Here is a 17539-nt window from a genome sequence, read left to right as displayed (position 1 = left end):
GACAAAATGAAACTCAAAGCTATCACCATCGCCGCCACCGCCATCTGCGCGCTAGGCCTGTCCTTTGCCGCGCAAGCCCAGGTTTCCGGCGACACTATCAAGATCGGCATGATCACCGACATGTCCGGCCTGTACACGGATATCGACGGCGCCGGCGGCGCCGAGGCGGTCAAAATGGCGATCGCGGACGCCGGCGTCGTCATCGCCGGCAAGAAGGTCGAGTTCATCTCCGCCGACCACCAGAACAAGGCCGACATCGCCGCCTCCAAGGCGCGCGAATGGTTCGACCAGCAGGGCGTCGACATGCTGATCGGCGGCACCAACTCGGGCGCCAACCTGGCCATGGCCAAGGTCGCCGCCGAGAAGAAAAAGGTCTTCATTTCGATCGGCGCCGGCTCGGCCCGTTTGACCAACGAGGAATGCACGCCTTACACCGTGCACTACGCCTACGACACGATCGCGCTGGCGCGCGGCACCGGCGGCGCCATCGTCAAGCAGGGCGGCAAGAACTGGTACTTCATGACCGCCGACTACGCCTTCGGCCAGTCGCTGGAAAAGGATACGTCGGACGTGGTCAAGGCCGCCGGCGGCAAGGTGATGGGTTCGGTCAAGCATCCGTTGTCGGCGTCGGACTTCTCGTCCTTCCTGTTGCAGGCGCAATCGTCGGGCGCGCAGATCCTCGGCCTGGCCAACGCCGGCGGCGACGCGATCAACTCGATCAAGGCCGCCAACGAGTTCGGCATCACCAAGAAAATGAAACTGGCCGGCTTGCTGATCTTCATCAACGACGTCCACTCGCTGGGCCTGAACCTGACGCAGGGCATGTACCTGACCGACGGCTGGTACTGGGACCAGAACCAGGAAACGCGCGACTGGTCGAAGCGCTACTTCGCCAAGATGAAGAAGTCGCCGTCGATGCTGCAGGCGGCCGACTACTCGGCCGCCGCCAATTACCTGAAAGCGGTCAAGGCCGTGGGTACCGACGACTCCGACAAGGTCATGGCCTATCTGAAGGCCAACAAGATCAACGACATGTTCGCCAAGAACGGCGTGATCCGTCCGGACGGCCGCATGGTCCACGACATGTACCTGATGGAAGTGAAGAAGCCTTCGGAATCGAAATATCCGTGGGATTACTACAAGGTCGTGGCCACCATTCCGGGCGACCAGGCGTACGCCACCAAGGCCGAAACCAAATGCAGCCTGTGGAAATAAGCTGAGTTGTACACAGGGCCGGCGCAGCGCCACTCCGCGTGGCGAGGCGCCGGTCCGTTCTGCGCTTTTGTCCTTGTTTTTGTCCTCGTACTCCGCCTCGCCGTCCGGCAAGGTGCTCTTTAGACTGTGATCTCATGGAAATTTTCGGCTATCCCTTGAGCGTATGGATGAGCCAGCTGCTGCTGGGGCTGGTGAACGGCTCCTTCTACGCGATGCTGTCACTCGGCCTGGCCGTCATCTTTGGCCTTCTCAACGTTATTAACTTTTCCCACGGCGCGCTGTACATGATGGGCGCCTTCGTGGCCTGGATGGGGATGACATATTTCGGTCTGAACTATTGGACCATGCTGCTGCTGGCGCCGCTGATCGTCGGCGTGTTCGGCATCGTTATCGAAAAGACCATGCTGCGCCACCTGTACAAGCTCGACCATTTGTACGGCTTGCTGCTGACTTTCGGCATCACCTTGCTGATCGAGGGCGTGTTCCGTTCCTTCTACGGCGTCTCGGGCCAGCCGTTCCAGGTGCCCGACGCGCTGGCCGGCGCAACCGACCTCGGCTTCATGGTGATGCCGAACTACCGCGCCTGGGTGGTCGTGGCGTCCGTCGTCGTCTGCCTGGCCACCTGGTACGTGATCGAAAAGACCAAACTGGGCGCCTATTTGCGCGCCGGCACCGAGAATCCGAAGCTGGTGGAAGCGTTCGGCATCAACGTGCCGCTGATGGTCACGCTCACCTACGGCTTCGGCGTCGCTTTGGCGGGCTTTGCAGGGGTGCTGGCGGCCCCGATCATCCAGGTGCAGCCCCTCATGGGTCAGAACCTGATTATCGTCGTATTCGCCGTTGTGGTGATCGGGGGCATGGGGTCGATCATGGGCTCCATCCTCACCGGCCTCGGCCTGGGCGTGATCGAAGGCTTGACCAAGGTGGTGTATGCACCGTTTTCGTCGACGGTGGTGTTTCTGGTGATGGTAGTCGTGCTGCTGATCCGTCCCGCTGGTTTGTTCGGTAAAGAAAAATAGGAGGGACGGATGAACAAGAAAATCGGTTATACCATCGTTTTGGCGATCGCGCTGTTGGCGCCGTTCATCGGCTATCCGGTGTTCCTGGCCAAGCTGCTGTGCTTTGTGCTGTTCGCCTGCGCGTTCAACCTGTTGATCGGCTTCACCGGTCTGCTGTCGTTCGGCCACGCCGCCTTCTTCGGCGGCGCCGGCTACGTGACCGGCAACGCGCTCAAGGTGTGGGGCTGGCCCTCCGAGTTCGGCATCCTGGCCGGCGTCGTCGGCGCCGCCTTGCTCGGCCTGGTGATGGGCGGCCTGGCGATCCGCCGCCAGGGCATCTACTTCTCGATGATCACCCTGGCGCTGGCGCAGATGGTGTTCTTCGGCGCGCTCAGCGCCGGCGAGTTCACCGGCGGCGAGGACGGCCTGCAGGGCGTTCCACGTGGAAAACTGCTCGGCATGATCGACCTGTCCAACGACACCGTGCTGTACTTCTTCGTGCTGGCCATCGTCGTGCTGGCGTTCGCGCTGATCGTGCGCATCGTCCACTCGCCGTTCGGCCAGGTGCTCAAGGCGATCAAGGAGAACGAACCGCGCGCGATTTCGCTCGGCTACGACGTCGACAAGTACAAGCTGCTGGCCTTCGTGCTGTCGGCAGGCCTGGCCGGTTTGGCGGGCTCCACCAAGGTGCTGGTGCAGGGCTTCGAGACCCTGACCGACGTCCACTGGACCATGTCGGGCCTGGTTATCCTGATGACCCTGGTGGGCGGCATGGGCACCCTGGCCGGTCCCATCCTGGGCGCGGTGATCATCATCATGCTGGAGAACAAACTGGGCGACTGGGGCATCTACCTGACCCAGGTCACCGGCATCGAATGGTTCAACACTATCGGCGAAGCCGTCACCATGGTGATCGGCTTGATCTTCATCGTTTGCGTGTTGTTATTCCGCCGCGGAATCATCGGCGAAATCGTCGCCAAGCTCGGCAATAAGAAGCCTGCATGATCTAGCACAGACGCCGGGCGTTCTGCCCGGCGTCCTTTTCAAATCGAGAGTAAATTTTTTTATCCGGCCTCGGGCTGGATCGGGGGTAGTCCGTCTGTTGCTTTGAGTCTTACTGAAGAAGAGGATGACATGCATACCAAGAAAATCACGCTGGCGCTGGCCGGCATCGCACTGACCGCTTGTGGCCATCACCATGATGGGCCGGAAATCATCAACGAGCGTCCGATTTATCTCGGCACCATCACCGCGAAAACCTACGACGGCGTCAGCGACGATTTGCTGACCGCCGGCTTGGGGGCGACCGGTCTGGCCGGTGCGCTGCCGGCCTACGCCGACCCCTTGAACCCGACCCCGGCGGAACTGCGCCGCAACGCCATCTACGCCAATTACCGCGCCATCCAGGACATCAGCTCGGCCGCCGGCTACGGCAGGCTGTACGGCCCGAATGTGGACGTCAACGGCACGCCGACGACCGGCGAGGGCAAGATCGCCGGCAGCGAGTTCATCGCCTACGCCGACGACGGCAGCGGCAACAAGAATGTCACCCTCATGGTGCAAATACCGGCCAGCTTCGACGCCAACAACCCCTGCATCATCACGGGCGCGTCGAGCGGTTCGCGCGGCGTCTACGGCGCCATCGGCACCTCCGGCGAGTGGGGCCTGAAGAACAAGTGCGCGGTCGCCTACAGCGACAAGGGCTCGGGGACCGGGCTCTACACCTTCGACGACGACAGCGTGAACCTGCAGAACGGCGTGCGGGCCACGCGCACGGCGGCCGGCAAGAACTCCAACTTCACGCCGATACTGGGCGACGCCGACCGCGCCGCCTTCGCCGCCGGCAAGCCGGGACGCATCGCCTTCAAGCACGCCCACTCGCAACAGAATCCGGAAAAGGACTGGGGCAACCACACCTTGCAGGCGGTCGAGTTCGCGTTCTACATCCTGAACGAGCAGTACGGCCGCTACGCCCGGGACAACACCCGCCACGTGGTGCGCTTCACGCCGACCAACACCATCACGATCGGTTCCAGCATCTCCAACGGCGCCGCCTCGGCCTTGCTGGCGGCCGAGCAGGACACCAAGGGCCTGATCGACGGCGTGGCCGCCAACGAGCCGCAGATCCAGCCGCGCACCGCGACCGGTTACTCGATCCGCCAGAACGGCGTGCCGGTGACGGGGCAGGGCAAGTGGCTGATCGATTACTCGACCTACGCCGCGCTGTACCAGCCTTGCATCGCCTCCACGGCGGCGGCTCCCGGCCGTTGCACGGCGCTGGTCGCCAAAGGCTTGTTGACCGGCGCGAACCTTGCCGCGCAGCAGGAGGACGCCCGCGCGCGGCTCAGGGCATACGGCTGGCTGCCCGATTCCGACGTGCTGCAGGCCTCGCATGCATTGACCACGGTGCTGGTGGCCGTGACCTACGCCAACGCCTATGGCCGCTTCTCGGTGACCGACCAGCTGTGCGGATTCACGTTCGCCCCGACCGACGCGACCGGCTCGCCGGTGCCGTTCACGCCGGCGCAGCGCGCCGCCAGCTTCGCCACGCAGAACGGCATCGTCGGCACGCCGGTCTACGAGGCGTCGGTGGGCGGACCGCGCGCGTACAACCTTGGCGTATCGCCGAGCACCAATCTGGCCGACCAGTCGCTCGACGGCTTCCTGTGCCTGCGCGCGCTGGCCACCGGTATCGATCCGGTCAACGGCAACGCGCTGACCGGCACGTTGGCGGAGCAGAGCGCGCGGGTGCGTTCCGGCGCGGCCGAGGTGCTGGCGACCGGCAATCTGCACGGCAAACCGGCGATCATCGCCTCCGGCCGTAGCGACACGCTGATGGTGGTGAATTTCAATTCGCGCGCTTACCTGGGCTTGAACGCGCTGGCCGAGGGGCCGGCGAGCAAGCTGCGCTACATCGAGGTGTTGAACGCCAACCACTTCGATGCCTTCACCAGCGTCTTCCCGCAGAACATCGTGCCGCTGCACATCTATCTGTTCCGCGCGCTCGATGCGATGATGGCCCACCTGCGCAACCCGAACGTGCCGCTGCCGCCGTCGCAGGTGGTGCGCACGGTGACGCGGCCGGACGCGACGACGCCGATGACTGTGGCCAACGTGCCGCCGTTCGTGCAGGCGCCCGCGCCGGGCAACCTGATCAACGTCAGCGGCACGACCGTGGATGTTCCGCAGTAAAGTCTAGAGAGCCGCCGCGTAGATCGCCCTCGCATCGTCGCGCGTGACGGTGCGGGGGTTGTTCCCCAACAGACGGGTCTGGAGCATGGCGTCGTCCGCCAGTCGGTCCAGATCCGTTTCCTTTATGCCGACCTGCTGCAAGGTCCGCTCTATCCCCGTGATGGTCGCAATTTGTTGCATTGCAACAACCAAGGCTTCCGCCCGCGCCTCCGCGCTGCCGCTCGCTTCCGGCACGACAATCTCCGCCAACTCCGCATACAGGCCCGCCGCCGCCGGCACATTGAAGCGCAGCACATGCGGCAGCACCAGCGAATTCGACAAGCCATGTGGCACGTGGAACGTGCCGCCGATCGGATAGGCGAGGGCGTGCACCGCCGCCACCGGAGCGTTGGAGAATGCCTGTCCGGCCAGCATCGCCCCCAACAGCATGGCCTGACGGGCCGCCAGGTTGCGGCCGTTCTCGCAGGCGGGAATCAGGTTGGCGGACAACAGGCCCAGCGCCTTGCGCGCCAGGATGTCCGACAGCGGGTTCTTTTTGTGGCGGCTGGTGTAGGCCTCGATCGCGTGGACCATGGCGTCTATGCCTGTCGCGGCCGTGACCAGCGGCGGCAAGCCCAAGGTCAGTTCGGCGTCGAGCAGGGCCATGTCGGCGTACAACTGGGGAGCGACGACGCCCATCTTGGTGGTGGCGCCGGTGGTGACGATGGCGATGTTGGTGACTTCTGAGCCGGTGCCGGCGGTGGTCGGGATTTGCACCAGGGGCAGCCGGTTGCCCTTGACGTTGCCTATGCCATAGATGGCGTCGATCTCCTGGTCGCCGCCGGCCAGCACGGCGATCAGTTTGGCGACGTCCATCGAGCTGCCGCCACCCAGGCCGATCACGATGTCGCTGCGGTGTTGGCGGGCGGCGGCGACGGCTTCCAGCACGATCTGTTCCGGCGGATCGGCGACGACGTTGGAGTAGATGCTGACGCCGATGCCGGCTGTCCGCAGACTGGCGGCGGGGGCGTCCGTCAGTCCGGTTTTGAGGAAGCCGGGATCGGTAACGAGCAGGGCGCGTTTGACGGTGGGGAAGCGCTGGGCGATGTGCTCGCCGAGTTTGTTGGCGGCGCCCAGTTCGGAGACGATGTGGGCGACGGTGCTGAAAGTGAATGCTGGGAAATCGTTCATGGCTGCGGTCCGTGATTGGTGGATTTCACGTGGAAGCTTACATGAAGGCCGGCAGGGGTGCCGGGTGGCTTGCTAATTTCTTCCGTACAATGTGGCTTTTGCCAGTTGGGATAGTCAGGTTATGGTTGAGTATGCGGTGTTGGGTGTGGCGGCGTTTAGCGCCGGTTTGGTGGATGCCGTGGTCGGGGGCGGGGGACTGATACAGTTACCGGCGATGTTTTCGGTCTTTCCCAACATGGCGCCGGCCACGATTATCGGCACCAATAAGCTTGCCAGTATCGCCGGCACCAGCGTGGCGGCGGTCAGCTATGCGCGCCGCGTCGCCATCGCCTGGTCGGTGGCCGCACCGGCCGCTTTCGCCGCGCTGATCTTTTCCTTCTTTGGCGCCTACACGGTCACCAAGGTTCCGCCCGACTTCTTCCGCACGGTGCTGCCCATCGTTCTGCTTGCTGTGGCCATCTATACCTTCGCCAAGAAGGACTTCGGCAGCGTGCACGCGCCGCTGCACACCGGCCGGAAGGAGCAGACGCTGGCGCTGTTGATCGGCTCCGGCATCGGCTTCTACGACGGCTTCTTCGGTCCGGGCACGGGCAGCTTCCTGGTCTTTCTGTTCGTTCGGATCTTCGGTTTCGACTTCCTCGGCGCGTCGGCCGTAGCCAAGATTGTCAACGTTGCCTGCAACCTGTCGGCGCTGGTGTGGTTCGGTTATAGCGGCCACCTGATCTGGCAACTGGGGGCGATGATGGCTGTGTGCCAGATCGCCGGCTCGATCATCGGCACGCGTCTGGCGATGAAGCACGGCAGTGGATTCGTCCGCAAATTGTTCCTGGTGGTAGTGTCCATATTGATTGTGAAGACCAGCTACGATTCGTGGATACGCTGGTAGATTGTTCCACGTGGAACACTGAGAATCGCTGAAAAGGGATGCTTGTTTGATGACAAGCATCCCTTTTTTTCATTGTTTCACGTGGAACAATGATGCCAAGCAAACGAAAATATTTTGCCTAAAAAAGTCGCAGCTCTCAAAAGACTTTATAATCGGTGCTTGATCCCTTCGCTTTTACCCAATTCCATCATGTTATTTCCAACTAATTTCGACGTCATCGTCGTCGGCGGTGGTCACGCCGGTACCGAGGCGGCCCTCGCTTCCGCCCGCATGGGGCAGAAGACTTTGCTCTTGACGCACAACATAGAGACCCTGGGCCAGATGTCGTGCAACCCTTCCATCGGCGGTATCGGCAAAGGCCATCTGGTCAAGGAAGTCGATGCCATGGGCGGCGCCATGGCGATCGCCACTGATGAATCGGGCATCCAGTTCCGTATCCTGAACTCGTCCAAAGGCCCGGCGGTACGCGCCACGCGCGCGCAGGCCGACCGTATCTTGTACAAGGCCGCCATCCGTTCGCGCCTGGAAAACCAGCCCAACCTTTGGCTGTTCCAGCAGGCCGTGGACGATCTGATGGTGGAGGGCGACCGCGTGGTCGGCGCCGTCACCCAGATCGGCCTGAAGTTCCTGGCGCCGGCCGTCGTGCTGACCGCCGGCACCTTCCTGGACGGGAAGATCCACGTGGGCTTGCAGAACTACTCAGCGGGCCGTGCAGGCGATCCGCCGGCGATCTCGCTGTCTGCCCGCCTGAAGGAATTAAAGCTGCCACAGGGCCGTTTAAAGACCGGCACGCCGCCCCGCATCGACGGCCGCAGCATCGATTTTTCGCTGATGACCGAGCAGCCGGGCGACCTCGATCCGGTGCCGGTGTTCTCGGTGATGGGCAATGCCGCCATGCATCCGGCGCAAATGCCGTGCTGGGTCACGCACACCAACAACAAAACCCACGACATCATCCGCGCCGGTTTGGACCGCAGCCCGATGTACACCGGCGTGATCGAAGGCGTGGGCCCCCGTTATTGCCCGTCGATCGAGGACAAGATCCATCGCTTCTCGGCCAAGGAATCGCACCAGATCTTCCTCGAACCGGAAGGCCTGACGACCAACGAATTCTATCCAAACGGCATCTCCACTAGCTTGCCGTTCGACGTCCAGATCGAGCTGGTGCGGTCGATGAAGGGCATGGAGAACGCCCACATCCTGCGTCCCGGCTACGCCATCGAGTACGATTATTTCGACCCGCGCGGCTTGAAAGCGTCGCTGGAAACCAAGGCTGTCAGCGGCCTGTACTTCGCCGGCCAGATCAACGGCACCACCGGCTACGAGGAAGCGGCGGCGCAGGGCATGCTGGCCGGCCTCAACGCCGCGCTGCAAACCCAGGGCAAGGAAGCGTGGACGCCGGCCCGTTCCGAGGCTTACCTGGGCGTGCTGGTCGACGACCTGGTCACGCAAGGCGTGCTGGAACCGTACCGCATGTTCACCAGCCGCGCCGAGTATCGCCTCAGTCTGCGCGAGGATAACGCCGACATGCGCCTGACCGAAATCGGCCGCAAACTGGGCTGCGTCGGCGACGCGCAGTGGGAAGCGTTCGAGAAAAAACGCGAAGCGGTGGCGCTGGAATTGGAGCGTCTGCGTTCCACGTGGGTGAATCCACGCATCCTGGAAGCAGCCGAATCGGAGCGCGTCATCGGCCAGGCAATCGAGCGCGAATACTCGCTGGCGGACCTGCTGCGCCGTCCCGGCGTCGAGTACGAGAAGCTGATGAGCCTGTCCGGCATCGACGGCCGCGAGCTCGCCGGACCCGGCGTGAGCGACGACGCGGTGCGCGAACAGGTCGAAATCCAGCTCAAATATTCGGGCTATATCGACCGCCAAACCAAGGAAGTGGAGCGCCACGAGCACTACGAAAACCTGAAATTGCCGGAAGGTTTCAGCTATCTGGACATCACCGCGCTGTCGGTGGAAGTGCGCCAGAAGCTGCACGCGCAGCGTCCCGAGACGCTGGGCCAGGCGTCGCGCATTTCCGGCGTGACACCGGCGGCGATCTCGCTGCTGCTGGTGCACCTGAAAAAGGCCGGTTTCGGCGGCTATTTGAATGACAAAAACGCGCAGAAAGACGAGGCGGTGCAATGAAGGTGTTTGACCGTGTAGTTGTCGCGGATGTTTTAAAACAAGGCATCAAGGATCTGAAGCTGGACCTGGCGGACGATCAAGTGGAGAAGCTGCTGGACTATCTGGCGCTGCTGAACAAGTGGAATTCGGTCTACAACCTGACGTCGGTGCGCGATCCGATGCAGATGGTGACCCTGCATTTGCTCGATTCGCTGGCCGCCGTGCCGGCTTTCGCGGGCGCGAAAAACGTGCTGGACGTGGGTGCGGGCGGTGGTTTGCCGGGCATGGTGCTGGCGATCAGCCGTCCGGATATGAAGGTGTCGATGATCGATACGGTGCACAAGAAGACCGCGTTTTTGAACCAGGTGAAGGCGGAGCTGGGCCTGTCCAACGTGACGGTGTACACCAAGCGCGTCGAGCAGCTGGAGGTGAAGACAAAGTTCGACGTCATCACCTCGCGGGCCTTTGCGGACCTGTCGGACTTCGTCAACTGGTCGGGGCATTTGCTGCAAGAGGGCGGGCGATTCATCGCCTTGAAAGGCACGGCTCCAGAGGACGAAAGAGAGCGGCTTCCGGAGCCATGGAAAGTACGGAAATTAGAGCCTTTGACGGTGCCGGGGCTGGAGGCGGAACGCCATCTGGTGTTCATAGAGGCAGAAAATGTATAAATCGTTTATATCGTATAAATCGTTTATACCGTATAAACGATATAAATCGTTTATATCGTTTTAATAGTATAAATAATTTTTTAAAAACGAGACCGCGGCGTCCGAAACTAAAAAGAGATCGATAAGAACTACATGGCAAAAATTTTCTGCGTAGCGAATCAAAAAGGTGGAGTTGGCAAAACAACAACCACCGTCAACCTGGCCGCCGGATTGGCGAAGCTGAACCAGCGCGTGCTGCTGGTGGACCTGGACCCGCAAGGCAACGCGACGATGGGCGCGGGCATCAACAAGGCGGGCCTGCCCGCGTCGACCTATGAGGTCATGCTGGGCGAGTCCGACGTCGCCACCGCGCGCCAGCGTTCGGAGCCGGGCAAGTTCGACGTGCTGCCGTCCAACCGCGAGCTGGCCGGCGCGGAAGTGGAGATGGTCTCGCTGGACAACCGCGAGCGCCGCCTGAAGGACGCGCTGACGGCCGTCGACAAGGAGTACGACTTCATCCTGATCGACTGCCCGCCGGCGTTGTCCATGCTGACCCTGAACGGCCTGTGCGCCGCGCACGGCGTCATCATCCCGATGCAGTGCGAGTACTACGCGCTGGAAGGCTTGTCCGACCTGGTCAACACCATCAAGAAGGTGCACGCCAACCTGAATCCCGATCTGAAGATCATCGGCCTGCTGCGCGTGATGTTCGATCCGCGCATGACGCTGTCGCAGCAGGTGTCGGCGCAGCTCGAGCAGCACTTCGGCGACAAGGTCTTCAAAACCATCATCCCGCGCAACGTGCGTCTGGCCGAGGCGCCATCGTATGGTTTGCCTGGCGTCACGTTCGATCCATCCTCCAAGGGTGCGCAGGCGTATATCGCCTTCGGCGCCGAGATGGTCGCGCGCATTAAAAAAATGTAACGTAAAGATACCCACATCATGGCAACCAAAAAACTCAAGGGCCTCGGTCGCGGCCTCGAAGCGCTGCTCGGCGGCGACGTCGATCTGACCACGGCGGACGCCAACACGCCGTCCGTATTGAACGTCACGCAAATGCAGGCCGGCAAATATCAGCCGCGTACCCGCATGGACGAGGGCGGTCTGCAGGAACTGGCCGCGTCGATCAAAAGCCAGGGCATCATGCAGCCGATCCTGGTGCGTCCGGTCGGCACCGATAAACTGAGCGGCGAGATCAAGTACGAGATCATCGCCGGCGAGCGCCGTTTCCGCGCCGCGCAAATCGCCGGCCTGGAAGTGCTCCCCGTTTTGGTGCGCGACGTGGACGATCAGGCCGCCGCCGCGATGGCGCTGATCGAGAACATGCAGCGCGAGGATTTGAATCCGCTGGAAGAGGCGCAGGGCATCCACCGCCTGATCACCGATTTCAGTTTCACGCACGAACAGGCGGCCGGCGCCGTCGGCCGCTCGCGCAGCGCGGTGTCGAACCTGCTGCGTTTGATGAATCTGGCGTCGGCGGTGCAAACCATGTTGATGGCCGGCGATATCGACATGGGCCACGCGCGCGCGCTGTTGTCGGTTGACGCCGCCACGCAGATCAATCTTGCCAACATGGTCATCGCTAAACGGTTGTCGGTGCGCGAAACCGAAAAATTGGTGACCAAGACCCTGGAAGAACAGAAGGCGTCTCCCACCGAAGCGCGGCAGAAAGAGAAGTCCGGCGACATCGTCCGCCTGGAGGAAGAGCTGTCCGACAAGCTGGCCACGCCGGTGGTGTTCAAGATGGGAACGAAGGGACGCGGCCAGATGATCATCGACTTCGCCGATCTGGATATCCTCGATGGTGTATTGGCAAGATTGCGCGCGTAACACGTAGGGCGGATCAGGCTGAACGCCGTCATCGGCCATCGATGAGCCGCCGAGGGCGCTACCATGGCCGATTACGCTTCGCTAATCCGCCCTACGTGTTTCAGACGACGCCCAAGCGTCCGGAATTTTTGCTCCAAAATCAACAAAATGCCAAACGTTTAACTGGCTCCAAAGTGGTGCAAAGCGTTTGGAAATGTTTATAAAAGCGTCTCTTTCGCGCACAAAATGCTCTGCTGCGGTGCAGCAATGTTTGACGTGATACAGTAAAGACACATATAATCACGCGTCTTTGGGTTTTATCGGCTTTTTTTGGAGCTCGGCAGTGAGTAAATCAACGAGTCATTCCAAGCCGATGTTTAAAGTCGTCGCCCTCCAGCTGGCCATCGTCACTGGATTCGCCTTGCTCGCCTGGAACTGGGGTGGAGTACTCAAAGCTTGGTCGGCCGCCTATGGCGGAGCAATCGCAGTCATCGGGAGTCTGATGTACGCGATGATTGTTGCGGGCGAAACAAATGACCCCAAAAAAGTTTTCCGGTCGCACGTATGGGCCGAAGTAACGAAAATATTTATCACGGTAGTGCTGTTTGTTGTGGCACTGGCGCTGTTTCAGTCGGCCTCTTGGTTATGGCTGATCTTGGGTTTCGCGGTGGCAACCTTGGCATACTGGTTCTCACTGCTAGCAATTTAATCACCAAAATCTAAACTTTTATGACCACAGAAAACGCTGCAGGGGCGCACGAACAAGCCGCGCCGACCTCAATTGAGTATATCCAGCATCACCTGACCCACCTGAAAAGTGCCGACGGCATGTACAACCTGGACACGTTCTGGGTTTCGGCCGTTCTGGGACTGATTTTCCTGGGCGTGTTTTACATGGCGTCGCGTAAAGCGACCGCCGGCGTGCCGGGCAAGCTGCAAAACTTCGTCGAAGCCGTCATGGAGCTGGTCAACGAAGTGGTCAATTCGGCCTTCCACGCCAAGAGCAAGGTCATCGCCCCGCTGGCGATCACCATCTTCTGCTGGGTTTGGCTGATGAACGCCATGGACTTCCTGCCGGTCGACCTGCTGCCTAAGCTGCTGGGCTACGCTGGCGTGCACTACCTGCGCGTCGTGCCGACCGCCGACGTCAACCACACTTTCGGCATGTCGTTCGGCGTCATGCTCTGCATTATTGGTTTCTCGATCAAAGCCAAGGGTCTGGGCGGCTGGGGTAAAGAGTTGCTGACCGCCCCGTTCCACGCGCATGGCTTCATGGCCATCGTGCTGGCGCCGGTCAACTTCATCTTCCAGATGATCGAGTTGCTGGCCAAGCCACTGTCGCTGTCGCTGCGACTCTTCGGCAATATGTACGCCGGCGAGCTGCTGTTCATTCTGATCGCTCTGCTGCCATGGTGGGCGCAGTGGCTGCTGGGTGGTCCTTGGGTTATCTTCCACATCCTGGTGGTGACCCTGCAAGCGTTTGTGTTTATGGCGTTGACGGTTGTCTATCTGAGCCTTGCGGTTGAGAAGCACTAACAACAAATCGTTTTATCTTTTTTAGTATCTGTAGTCTTTTTTAAAATCTTAGGAGAAATTTCAATGCAAGCTCTGATCGCACAAGTACAAAGCATGACCGTTCTGGCCGCAGCAATCATCATCGGTCTGGCCGCTATCGGCACCGCACTCGGTTTCGCAATTCTGGGCGGCAAATTCCTGGAAGCGTCGGCCCGTCAACCAGAACTGATGCCACAACTGCAAACCAAGCTGTTCGTTATCGCTGGTCTGCTGGATGCGATCTCGATGATCGGCGTCGGCGTTGCCCTGCTGTACACCTTCAGCAACCCGTTCCTGGCTGCCGTTCTGTCCGCTGCTCAGTAATCCGCTCCACCCTAGGAGAAACTTTTAGTTAGGAGCAAAGGTATGGACATCAATATGTCTCTCATCGGCCAGATGATCACCTTCGCGGTGTTGGTCTGGGTGTCGATGAAGTTCGTATTTCCATCGCTGAACGCAGCGTTGGATGAGCGTGCCAAGCGTATCGCTGATGGTCTGGCCGCGGCCGACCAGGGCCAGGCTGCGATGGTTGTCGCTGAAAAGCGCGCCGCCGAAGCACTGACCAGTGCACGCGAAGAAGCTTCGCAACGTGTTGCCGACGCCGAAAAGCGCGCGCAACTGGTGGCTGAAGAAATCAAAGCGAATGCACAAGCCGAAGCGGACCGCATCATTGCGCAAGCCAAGGCAGATGCCGATCAGCAACTGGCCAAGGCGCGCGACACGCTGCGCGCTCAGGTGGCTGACCTGGCTGTGAAGGGCGCCGAGCAAATCTTGAAGCGCGAAGTCAACGCCTCGGCCCACGCCGATCTGTTGTCGCGCCTGTCTGTCGAGCTGTAATCATGGCAGAAAACGCAACCGTCGCCCGTCCCTACGCGGAAGCTTTGTTCCGCGTAGCCCAAGCAGGTAAGGAATCGTTCAACCTCGCGGCGTGGTCCGAACTGGTGGCCGAACTGGCCCAGATCGGTGCCCACCCCGAGGTGCAAGCATTCGCCCGCAACCCGAAGACCTCGGCAAGCGACGTGAGCGCCGCCATTACGGCCCTGGTGAAGTCGCCGCTGAACACGGAAGCGAAAAACTTCCTGGCGATGCTGGTCGACAACGGCCGTATCAGTCTGCTGCCGGAAATCGGCACGCAATTCCAGGCGTTGAAAAACGCCACGGAAGGTGCGGCGGACGCCGAGATCACCAGCGCCTTCGAGCTGAACGCCGCTCAAGTCGCCGATCTGGTCGCGACACTGGAAAAGAAATTCAGCCGCAAGCTGAACCCGGTCGTGACCGTGGATCCGGCGTTGATCGGTGGCGTGCGCGTGGTGGTTGGCGATGAAGTGCTGGACACTTCGGTCCGCGCCAAGCTGTCGCAAATGCGTGTGGCACTGGCCGCCTAAGGCGCAAGCCGGCGGACCCGCTTAGAACAGATTCTTCCCCTCGCGCAAGCTGAGAGAAACACTTTTAGGAGTTAGTATGCAACTCAACCCATCTGAAATCAGCGAGCTGATCAAGAGCCGTATCCAAGGCCTTGATGGCGGCGCTGAAGTACGCAACCAAGGCACGGTTATTTCCGTCGCCGACGGTATCGTCCGCATCCACGGCCTGTCGGAAGTGATGCAGGGCGAAATGCTGGAATTCCCAGGTAACACCTTCGGTCTGGCGATGAACCTGGAGCGTGACTCCGTCGGCGCCGTGATTCTGGGTGCTTACGAGCACATCTCCGAAGGCGACACGGTCAAGTGCACCGGCCGCATTCTGGAAGTGCCGGTCGGTCCTGAACTGCGCGGCCGTGTGGTCAATGCGCTGGGCCAGCCGATCGACGGCAAGGGTGCCATCGACGCCAAGCTGACCTCGCCGATCGAAAAGATCGCACCGGGCGTTATCGCCCGCGAGTCCGTCTCGCAGCCTATGCAGACCGGTCTGAAGTCGATCGACGCGATGGTACCGATTGGCCGTGGCCAGCGCGAGCTGATCATTGGCGACCGTCAAACCGGTAAATCGGCTGTGGCCGTTGATGCGATCATCAACCAAAAAGGCCAGGGCGTGACGTGTATCTACGTCGCCATCGGTCAAAAAGCCTCGACCATCAAAAACATCGTCCGCTCGCTGGAAACGCACGGCGCGCTCGAGTACACCATCGTGGTCGCTGCGACCGCGTCGGAATCGGCGGCGATGCAATACATCTCGGCCTACTCGGGCTGCACGATGGGCGAATACTTCCGCGACCGCGGCGAAGACGCGCTGATCGTCTACGATGACTTGTCCAAGCAAGCCGTCGCCTACCGTCAGATCTCGCTGCTGCTGCGCCGCCCACCAGGCCGCGAAGCGTACCCAGGCGACGTGTTCTACCTGCACTCGCGTCTGCTGGAACGCGCGGCCCGCGTGAACGCCGACTACGTGTCCGCCTTCACCAACGGCGCCGTCACCGGCAAGACCGGTTCGCTGACCGCGCTGCCGATCATCGAAACCCAGGCCGGCGACGTTTCGGCGTTCGTTCCAACCAACGTGATTTCGATCACCGACGGTCAGATCTTCCTGGAAACCTCGCTGTTCAACTCGGGCATCCGTCCTGCGATCAACGCCGGTATCTCGGTGTCGCGCGTCGGTGGCGCCGCTCAGACCAAGGTCATCAAAAACCTGTCCGGCGGTATCCGTACCGACTTGGCGCAGTACCGTGAGCTGGCCGCGTTCGCGCAGTTCGCCTCGGACCTGGACGAATCGACCCGCAAACAGCTGGACCGTGGCGCGCGCGTCACCGAACTGCTGAAGCAAGCCCAGTACTCGCCACTGTCGATCTCGCTGATGGCCGCTTCGCTGTTCGCAGTGAACAAGGGCTACCTGGACGACGTGCCGGTCAAGAAGGTGCTGTCGTTCGAAGCCGGTCTGCACGCCTACCTGAAGACTAAGCAAGCTGATCTGCTGTCGAAGATTGAATCGTCGAAGCAACTGGACAAAGACGGCGAAGCAACGCTGTCGGCCGCGGTTGCCGACTTCAAGAAATCCGGCGCATTTTAAGCGGCACGGGCGGCACGGGGACAACCCGATGCCGCCTTCAGCGCAGAAGGAGTAAGGACTCATGGCAGCAGGCAAAGAGATACGAGGCAAGATCAAGAGCGTAGAGAATACGAAGAAGATCACCAAGGCGATGGAAATGGTTGCCGCATCGAAAATGCGCAAAGCGCAGGACCGTATGCGCGCCGCCCGTCCCTACAGTGAGAAGATTCGCAATATCGCCGCTAATCTGGCCACCGCTAATCCGGAATACACGCACCCGTTCCTGGCAACAGAGCAAAAGGACACGGCCAAGAAGGTTGGTTTCATCATCGTCACCACGGACAAAGGTCTGTGCGGCGGTATGAACACCAACATCTTGCGCATGGTGACGTCGAAAACCCGTGAGCTGGAAACAGCCGGCAACAAAATTGCCGCGGTGGCCATCGGTAACAAAGGGTTGGGGTTTTTGAATCGCGTAGGCGTTCCTGTCGTTGCGCAAGTAACGCAGATCGGCGATACGCCGCACCTGGAAAAACTGATCGGACCGGTCAAGGTCATGCTCGAGAAATTCCAGAACGGTGAGGTCGACGCAGTCTACCTGTGCTACACCAAGTTTATCAACACGATGAAGCAAGAGCCGGTGGTGGAGCAGTTGCTGCCATTGCCAGCCGCTAAGATGCAAGCCGACGCGGGTAATCACAACTGGGATTACATCTACGAGCCGGACGCAGCAAGCGTGATCGATGAACTTCTGGAGCGCTATATTGAAGCGCTGGTGTACCAGTCGGTGGCGGAAAACCTGGCGTCCGAGCAATCGGCGCGTATGGTGGCGATGAAGTCGGCAAGCGACAACGCCGGCAGTGTGATCGGCGAATTGAAGCTGATCTACAACAAGACCCGCCAAGCTGCGATTACCAAAGAACTCTCCGAAATCGTCGCCGGTGCGGCTGCGGTTTAAACGAATTAAACTATAT

At 60.8% G+C, this 17539-nt stretch carries 17 protein-coding genes; 16 read left to right on the top strand and 1 reads right to left on the bottom strand.

Annotation, left to right across the window (positions count from 1 at the left end):
- Positions 1-6: 6 nt before the first annotated feature.
- From AC07P1_RS07165 to AC07P1_RS07150, 4 genes are all read left to right on the top strand, one after another.
- The gene (locus AC07P1_RS07165) at positions 7-1215 is read left to right on the top strand and encodes an ABC transporter substrate-binding protein (RefSeq protein ID WP_494695125.1); all 1209 of its coding nucleotides are present in this window, start codon (positions 7-9) and stop codon (positions 1213-1215) included.
- Positions 1216-1349: 134 nt separating this feature from the next.
- Entirely contained in the window at positions 1350-2234 is an 885-nt protein-coding gene (locus AC07P1_RS07160; RefSeq protein WP_494695124.1) for a branched-chain amino acid ABC transporter permease, read from the top strand.
- A gap of 9 nt (positions 2235-2243) precedes the next feature.
- Positions 2244-3218 carry a branched-chain amino acid ABC transporter permease gene (locus AC07P1_RS07155; RefSeq protein ID WP_494695123.1) on the top strand — a complete coding sequence of 325 codons (975 nt, stop codon included), beginning with the start codon at positions 2244-2246 and terminating at the stop codon, positions 3216-3218.
- A 129-nt stretch (positions 3219-3347) separates the two neighbouring features.
- On the top strand, positions 3348-5405 hold the full coding sequence (locus AC07P1_RS07150; protein ID WP_494695122.1) for a 3-hydroxybutyrate oligomer hydrolase family protein: 2058 nt from the start codon (positions 3348-3350) through the stop codon (positions 5403-5405).
- Positions 5406-5408: 3 nt separating this feature from the next.
- Here the strand turns inward: AC07P1_RS07150 and AC07P1_RS07145 are convergent, their stop codons facing one another.
- On the bottom strand, positions 5409-6575 hold the full coding sequence (locus AC07P1_RS07145; RefSeq protein ID WP_494695121.1) for an iron-containing alcohol dehydrogenase: 1167 nt from the start codon (positions 6573-6575) through the stop codon (positions 5409-5411).
- Positions 6576-6696: 121 nt separating this feature from the next.
- Between AC07P1_RS07145 and AC07P1_RS07140 the strand changes: the two genes are divergently transcribed.
- The 12 genes from AC07P1_RS07140 (at position 6697) to atpG (ending at position 17523) form a co-directional block, all read left to right on the top strand.
- A complete protein-coding gene (locus AC07P1_RS07140; protein WP_494695120.1) occupies positions 6697-7461 on the top strand; it encodes a sulfite exporter TauE/SafE family protein in 765 nt (254 codons plus the stop codon).
- Between the two features lie 189 nt (positions 7462-7650).
- Positions 7651-9594, top strand: a complete 1944-nt coding sequence (gene mnmG / locus AC07P1_RS07135; RefSeq protein ID WP_090324162.1) for a tRNA uridine-5-carboxymethylaminomethyl(34) synthesis enzyme MnmG — start codon at positions 7651-7653, stop codon at positions 9592-9594.
- Positions 9591-10241: a 16S rRNA (guanine(527)-N(7))-methyltransferase RsmG gene (gene rsmG / locus AC07P1_RS07130; protein WP_494695119.1), complete on the top strand. Its 651-nt coding sequence runs from the start codon at positions 9591-9593 to the stop codon at positions 10239-10241. Before mnmG ends, rsmG begins: the two co-directional genes overlap by 4 nt.
- A 132-nt stretch (positions 10242-10373) precedes the next feature.
- Complete coding sequence (locus AC07P1_RS07125) at positions 10374-11144, top strand: ParA family protein (RefSeq protein ID WP_494695118.1); 771 nt, start codon at positions 10374-10376, stop codon at positions 11142-11144.
- A gap of 18 nt (positions 11145-11162) precedes the next feature.
- Positions 11163-12050 (top strand): ParB/RepB/Spo0J family partition protein, encoded by an 888-nt coding sequence (locus AC07P1_RS07120; RefSeq protein WP_494695117.1) that lies wholly within the window; start codon positions 11163-11165, stop codon positions 12048-12050.
- A gap of 322 nt (positions 12051-12372) precedes the next feature.
- A complete protein-coding gene (locus AC07P1_RS07115) occupies positions 12373-12738 on the top strand; it encodes an ATP synthase subunit I (RefSeq protein ID WP_494695116.1) in 366 nt (121 codons plus the stop codon).
- Between the two features lie 20 nt (positions 12739-12758).
- Positions 12759-13565, top strand: a complete 807-nt coding sequence (atpB, locus tag AC07P1_RS07110; RefSeq protein ID WP_494695115.1) for a F0F1 ATP synthase subunit A — start codon at positions 12759-12761, stop codon at positions 13563-13565.
- A 63-nt stretch (positions 13566-13628) separates the two neighbouring features.
- Entirely contained in the window at positions 13629-13907 is a 279-nt protein-coding gene (gene atpE / locus AC07P1_RS07105) for a F0F1 ATP synthase subunit C (RefSeq protein ID WP_135200866.1), read from the top strand.
- 42 nt (positions 13908-13949) lie between these two features.
- Complete coding sequence (locus AC07P1_RS07100) at positions 13950-14420, top strand: F0F1 ATP synthase subunit B (protein ID WP_090324147.1); 471 nt, start codon at positions 13950-13952, stop codon at positions 14418-14420.
- 2 nt (positions 14421-14422) lie between these two features.
- Positions 14423-14968, top strand: coding sequence for a F0F1 ATP synthase subunit delta (locus AC07P1_RS07095; protein ID WP_315221298.1), 546 nt, complete (start codon positions 14423-14425; stop codon positions 14966-14968).
- 76 nt (positions 14969-15044) lie between these two features.
- On the top strand, positions 15045-16586 hold the full coding sequence (gene atpA / locus AC07P1_RS07090) for a F0F1 ATP synthase subunit alpha (RefSeq protein WP_090324142.1): 1542 nt from the start codon (positions 15045-15047) through the stop codon (positions 16584-16586).
- Between the two features lie 61 nt (positions 16587-16647).
- On the top strand, positions 16648-17523 hold the full coding sequence (atpG, locus tag AC07P1_RS07085; protein ID WP_090324140.1) for a F0F1 ATP synthase subunit gamma: 876 nt from the start codon (positions 16648-16650) through the stop codon (positions 17521-17523).
- Positions 17524-17539 lie beyond the last annotated feature (16 nt).

It is taken from the genome of Duganella sp. GW821-FHT07F09, from assembly GCF_059418705.1.
Note: the sequence above shows the minus strand (reverse complement) of the source record. Positions and strands in the feature narration are given on the sequence as shown.

Excerpts from the sequence above, each read along its gene's own strand:
- atpG (WP_090324140.1), top strand. The coding sequence starts at position 16,648 with ATGGCAGCAGGCAAAGAGATACGAGGCAAGATCAAGAGCGTAGAGAAT.
- AC07P1_RS07160 (WP_494695124.1), top strand. The coding sequence starts at position 1,350 with ATGGAAATTTTCGGCTATCCCTTGAGCGTATGGATGAGCCAGCTGCTG.
- mnmG (WP_090324162.1), top strand. The coding sequence starts at position 7,651 with ATGTTATTTCCAACTAATTTCGACGTCATCGTCGTCGGCGGTGGTCAC.
- AC07P1_RS07120 (WP_494695117.1), top strand. The coding sequence starts at position 11,163 with ATGGCAACCAAAAAACTCAAGGGCCTCGGTCGCGGCCTCGAAGCGCTG.
- AC07P1_RS07095 (WP_315221298.1), top strand. The coding sequence starts at position 14,423 with ATGGCAGAAAACGCAACCGTCGCCCGTCCCTACGCGGAAGCTTTGTTC.
- AC07P1_RS07150 (WP_494695122.1), top strand. The coding sequence starts at position 3,348 with ATGCATACCAAGAAAATCACGCTGGCGCTGGCCGGCATCGCACTGACC.
- atpE (WP_135200866.1), top strand. The coding sequence starts at position 13,629 with ATGCAAGCTCTGATCGCACAAGTACAAAGCATGACCGTTCTGGCCGCA.
- AC07P1_RS07155 (WP_494695123.1), top strand. The coding sequence starts at position 2,244 with ATGAACAAGAAAATCGGTTATACCATCGTTTTGGCGATCGCGCTGTTG.
- AC07P1_RS07125 (WP_494695118.1), top strand. The coding sequence starts at position 10,374 with ATGGCAAAAATTTTCTGCGTAGCGAATCAAAAAGGTGGAGTTGGCAAA.
- AC07P1_RS07100 (WP_090324147.1), top strand. The coding sequence starts at position 13,950 with ATGGACATCAATATGTCTCTCATCGGCCAGATGATCACCTTCGCGGTG.
- atpB (WP_494695115.1), top strand. The coding sequence starts at position 12,759 with ATGACCACAGAAAACGCTGCAGGGGCGCACGAACAAGCCGCGCCGACC.
- atpA (WP_090324142.1), top strand. The coding sequence starts at position 15,045 with ATGCAACTCAACCCATCTGAAATCAGCGAGCTGATCAAGAGCCGTATC.
- AC07P1_RS07140 (WP_494695120.1), top strand. The coding sequence starts at position 6,697 with ATGGTTGAGTATGCGGTGTTGGGTGTGGCGGCGTTTAGCGCCGGTTTG.
- AC07P1_RS07145 (WP_494695121.1), bottom strand. The coding sequence starts at position 6,575 with ATGAACGATTTCCCAGCATTCACTTTCAGCACCGTCGCCCACATCGTC.
- AC07P1_RS07165 (WP_494695125.1), top strand. The coding sequence starts at position 7 with ATGAAACTCAAAGCTATCACCATCGCCGCCACCGCCATCTGCGCGCTA.
- rsmG (WP_494695119.1), top strand. The coding sequence starts at position 9,591 with ATGAAGGTGTTTGACCGTGTAGTTGTCGCGGATGTTTTAAAACAAGGC.